The sequence below is a fragment of the uncultured Proteiniphilum sp. genome (assembly GCF_937873925.1).
Lineage (GTDB): Bacteria > Bacteroidota > Bacteroidia > Bacteroidales > Dysgonomonadaceae > Proteiniphilum.
Genome location: NZ_CALNAT010000186.1, coordinates 1 through 4,495 on the forward strand (window position 1 = coordinate 1; position 4,495 = coordinate 4,495).

Here is a 4,495-nt window from a genome sequence, read left to right on the forward strand (position 1 = left end):
TCTGGATGGAGCGGAACGGGTGTGCGGTATTGTCAAGTTGTAGTTTAACGGATTTGGTTGTCGTCAAAGCGGTGTCAATGGTGGTAAGGAGCAGGGGTGCGGTGACATTCCCCAGGTAGACCTGCCCGTCGGCGATACCGGCAAAGTAATAGGAGTCGACGCCCAGATCGAACGCTATCTCATCCCTTATCGGATGTTACCCGAACCGCCGGATAAAATTGTTCTCTTTTTTGATGATATGCTCGGACGACAGGAACAGGGCCACCACCAGACCCGCAGCCGCAAGGGAAGGCAGCACGCTTCTGAGGACGATGGAGAGGGTAGGAGTGTCTTTCTTCGTTTCTGTCAGTATGATGGCGGCCAATGCCAGGACTATAAAACCGATATTAAAGACCATGTGTTCCGTCCAGCTTAGTTCTTCAATGATCCCTCCGCAGGAACAGGGGATAAAATCGCTGTAATTCAATATAAGGTAGATATATACGGTAAAGGCCACCATCAGGAAGAGAGAGGCATACAAACCCGTGAGCCGGGTGGCTTTAAAGCATAACAGCAGCACAATAAGCAGTTCGGTGATGATGACGGACGGGGCGATGAATCCGGCATAGGCGCTCAACAGGGGAGACTGGGCCAACTGTATCCCGAAGTTCTCAAAATCCAGCAGTTTACTGATGGCCGTATATATAAAGAGAATTACGTACAAATAGCAGATTACTTGTACAATCACGTGGCGATTCTTTGCCAGAATCTTTTTCATAACAATCCCTTCCGGCTTGTTCTTACCCTAAATAATGTATTGCATTTTATAAATCCCGAATGGTCCCAGCACTAGTTAATCTCGATATTGTTCCACTTGCGGAAACAATTTACAGCAGATGTTTAGAAAGAATCTAAAAACTAAGGCATTAAAATATACACACTTCACTTCTTGCAAATGTAGGGTATGATCATTGGATCTCCAAACTTTTTTTCAAAAAATATCATAATTAACAGTTTGACAATGAGTCTTATATAGTTAAAATAAACTCTGGGAGTGCGATCCGGGTATATTTGCTTTCCGGAGTGTAAAGCAGACCATTGGTGAAATCAGTACTATCAAACAGGATCTTATTGTTGTGTTGAAGAAGTTTTGTATTACACTCTCTTTGTTACAACGTAGCTATGTGAATAATCTGAAAAATAATGCAATTTTCATTATTTATGGATAACCTTGATTCGTTTTGGTTTGTTATAATGCCAGGAAGTGTACATAATTAACAATTTATTGCTGACTGATGAAAAGATTGCTGAATGTATTGTTGCCGGTGTTGGTTTGTTTTATGGTTGGTTTCACAGCCAGTTACTTTCAGTCGGATGCCATTGAATCCTGGTATCCCTATTTGAATAAACCCGCCTTAACGCCTCCCAATGCTGTCTTCCCAATTGCCTGGGGCATCATTTACGTATGCATGGGGATATCCATCGGCCTTATTCTGAATTCAAAAGACAGAAAAAAGAAATTCTTCCTCTTATTGTTCGGTATACAGTTGTTCCTGAATTTCTTATAGAGCTTCTCTTTCTTTTACCTGCAAAATCCATTGCTGGGGCTTATCAATATCGCGCTGCTCGACCTGGCCGTATGGTACTACATCCTAAAAACCTATCCGACACAAAAGGCAAGTGCCTTGCTGTTTATCCCATACGCCCTGTGGTTGTTCTTCGCCACTTACCTCAACGCGTATATCCTGGTATATAATTAGGGTAAGGAACGGCTTACATTTAGAATTTACTCTCTTAACTCTTTTCTGATAAAATTTTCCAGAATCTTTTTATCCGGTAATTCAAGGAGGTATTTCGACACAAATAGTTGATCGTTTCTATTGGCAGTGGTATATTTTACAAGTGTGTTGTTTTTATCTGCGCATAGGATGATTCCGATAGGAGGATTATCCTCTTCGGTCATTTCTTCGTTTTCGTAGTAGCCTAGGTACAGAGTCATTTGTCCGGCATCGGCATGGGTAAACTTCCCAATTTTCAGATCAATAAGAACGTGACATTTTAATATTCGGTGATAGAAAACCAAATCGATTCTATAGTGTTCATTGTCAAATGTTACTCGTTTTTGACGGGCTTCAAAACAAAATCCGGTTCCCAATTCCATCAGGAACTGCTGCAAATGAGTTAATATAGCTTGTTCCAAATCAGATTCACTGTACTCACTTTTTTCTTCCAGATCGAGAAATTCAAGCACAAAGGGATTGCGGATAACATCGATATTGTTTTCCGGTTTCAGATTTTTAATCTTAGCGATAACAGCTTCTTTATTCGTTGATAAACCTGTTCGAAAAAACAATGATGTATCTATTGCTCTTTCCAACTCTCTGACACCCCAGTTATTTTTAATAGTTTCAACTTCATAAAACAGCCGTTCCAGAGGATCGGTGGTTCTTAGCAGTTCAATAAAATGCGAGTACGAAAGCCTTGATAATAACAGTTCGGGTACAATTTCAAGTTCATTATCAGATATTGCGGACAGTGTCCGCGAAATCTCCGTTTTATTTATTGCAAAAACAGACTGATTATCATTTTCTTGCAATTTGGCGGACACTGTCCGCCAAATTTGAGGATAGGTCGTATAAAATTTGCGGCAGGTATTTAATTCCCTGGTTCTTAATCCTCTAATCCCCTTTTCTTTTAGATTTTCAGCCATTTCTTCCAGAAGCCTAGCCCCATATTCCGCCCTGTCTTCTCCGTTTTGCTCATATTCAACAATATAGTATCCTACAAGCCAATTGCGAATTGTCAGATTTTGGTTGATGATCCTTTTCGCATTTGCCTGTAATGCGTTATGCGTTTGATAGATATTATCAATTAACCGGTCGAAATTTTGCTGCTTCACTACCATGGGAATAGAATATGTTCTGCAAAGGTAATGAATCCCTACGGATTACTATCGCTTTAATAATCTGTTTCAATTCTTTCAATCTGTTTTTTGAAATCAGGGACACACAATTTATTGTGTTTTTAATGTTTGTCTGTTTTCTAAACCTCTCGAATTCGAGGGGGGTTGGAATACTCCATTCTAATTCCATCGAATTCGGTGGAATTAAACTACCATAAACTTTATCAGATAATGATGTAAAGATATAAAATAATTTTCAAAGACATGTAAATCAATAGGCTAAAGAACCTCTTTTTCTTATTGTTCGGCATACAGTTGTTCCTGAATTTCTTATAAAGCTTTTCTTTCTTTTACCTGCAAAATCCATTGCTGGGGCTTATCAATATCGTGTTGCTCGACCTGGCGGTATTGTACTACATCCTGAAAACCTGGCCGGCACAAAAGGCAAGTGCCTTGCTGTTTATCCCATACGCCCTGTGGTTGTTCTTCGCCACTTACCTCAACGCGTATATCCTGGTATATAATTAGGGGAGGTATATTATTTGCCCATGTAATAGGCGTATGCTTCTCGACGGAAAGCTTCGCGCTCCTGTGTGCCGACTTTCCCGAATTTGGCATCAAGTACCGCATCGTAATCAACAATTTGGTGGTTATTGGTATGTTTCTTTGTCTGCATAATATTCATTATTCATATAATCCATCATTGATAAAGGAGGGAAGACCTGTAAAGATATATGAAGTTTCATCATCATGCAACTTTTCGCAGTTTTTTACTATAGGTAAGCAGGGGAGTTCACTCTTTTGCTTTAAAGATGAATCATCGATGTAGAAAAATGGAAAATAATAAAATGATCAGGAGGTATCTGTATATATCATGGTCCCATCATTTGCCCCATATATAACTGTTGTTAATTGGTCAGAGCAGTCTGACTTATTGAGAGCAATTGTTTCGGGGTAAAGATAGTTGTCATCTGTGGGTACGTCACATAGAACTGTCGAAACGTAGCTTGATTATACAAATCGGGGCAAAACTGATTTATTCGAAATAAATAACTATATAGCAAACTTTTCCCATATACCGTATTTTTATTTCATCAACAAAACAATAACAGGTGAATTTTATTTTGTATATAAAATAATAACAGGTGTTTGATGACTTTCTTATATTGTATCAGTCCTTCGACTTTTCATTTATTCAGCATTACTGAGTGTAATTTCCAGGCGGGTAATCTTGTTATCCTTTGTTTCCATATGATAATCCAGGGCGACCGGGCTTCCGTCAAAATCTCCTGAAACAACAGCCGTAAGAATAGCCGCTGAATCAGTTTCGAAATATTTAGTTGGCTCCATTGTTGTTTTGAATTGTTGATTGGCATTTTCAATCCAATCCTTTATGGCCTTTTTCCCCTTGTACTCCTTTTCTTCGTCAATGACAAGTGCTGTTTCTGAAAAACAGTCGGCATAAGCATCACTGTCATAATTCTTCTGTGCTGTCAACAAGTCTGAAATGACTTCCGGTAATTGTAAATCCATTGTTTTTATTCTTTTAAGTTATTATATGTAAAAAATAATTGAAAAGTAGTCCACTAAAATAATTGAAAAGGTTACCACCAG

The 4,495-nt window shown here is 39.0% G+C and carries 4 protein-coding genes and 2 pseudogenes; 2 read left to right on the forward strand and 4 right to left on the reverse strand.

The annotated features are described in order from the left end of the window. Window positions 1-196: 196 nt before the first annotated feature. On the reverse strand, window positions 197-757 hold the full coding sequence (locus Q0502_RS12800) for a MauE/DoxX family redox-associated membrane protein (protein WP_298651309.1): 561 nt from the start codon (window positions 755-757) through the stop codon (window positions 197-199). A 517-nt stretch (window positions 758-1,274) separates the two neighbouring features. Here Q0502_RS12800 and Q0502_RS12805 point away from each other — a divergent pair. Beyond that, window positions 1,275-1,739 (forward strand): annotated as a pseudogene (locus Q0502_RS12805) (TspO/MBR family protein). A 26-nt stretch (window positions 1,740-1,765) separates the two neighbouring features. Here the strand turns inward: Q0502_RS12805 and Q0502_RS12810 are convergent. After that, window positions 1,766-2,884: a PDDEXK nuclease domain-containing protein gene (locus Q0502_RS12810; RefSeq protein ID WP_298651311.1), complete on the reverse strand. Its 1,119-nt coding sequence runs from the start codon at window positions 2,882-2,884 to the stop codon at window positions 1,766-1,768. Between the two features lie 345 nt (window positions 2,885-3,229). On the opposite strand from Q0502_RS12810, the pseudogene Q0502_RS12815 reads away from it, so the two are divergent. Continuing rightward, window positions 3,230-3,409, forward strand: a pseudogene (locus Q0502_RS12815) (TspO/MBR family protein); the annotation flags it as partial. Window positions 3,410-3,419: 10 nt separating this feature from the next. On the opposite strand, the gene Q0502_RS12820 reads toward Q0502_RS12815, so the two are convergent. Together Q0502_RS12820 and Q0502_RS12825 are read right to left on the reverse strand one after the other, a co-directional pair. Next, window positions 3,420-3,557 carry a hypothetical protein gene (locus tag Q0502_RS12820; protein WP_298651314.1) on the reverse strand — a complete coding sequence of 46 codons (138 nt, stop codon included), beginning with the start codon at window positions 3,555-3,557 and terminating at the stop codon, window positions 3,420-3,422. A 515-nt stretch (window positions 3,558-4,072) separates the two neighbouring features. Then, the gene (locus Q0502_RS12825; RefSeq protein ID WP_298651313.1) at window positions 4,073-4,414 is read right to left on the reverse strand and encodes a nuclear transport factor 2 family protein; all 342 of its coding nucleotides are present in this window, start codon (window positions 4,412-4,414) and stop codon (window positions 4,073-4,075) included. Window positions 4,415-4,495: the final 81 nt, after the last annotated feature.

Excerpts from the sequence above, each read along its gene's own strand:
- Q0502_RS12810 (WP_298651311.1), bottom strand. The coding sequence starts at position 2,884 with ATGGTAGTGAAGCAGCAAAATTTCGACCGGTTAATTGATAATATCTAT.
- Q0502_RS12800 (WP_298651309.1), bottom strand. The coding sequence starts at position 757 with ATGAAAAAGATTCTGGCAAAGAATCGCCACGTGATTGTACAAGTAATC.
- Q0502_RS12820 (WP_298651314.1), bottom strand. The coding sequence starts at position 3,557 with ATGCAGACAAAGAAACATACCAATAACCACCAAATTGTTGATTACGAT.
- Q0502_RS12825 (WP_298651313.1), bottom strand. The coding sequence starts at position 4,414 with ATGGATTTACAATTACCGGAAGTCATTTCAGACTTGTTGACAGCACAG.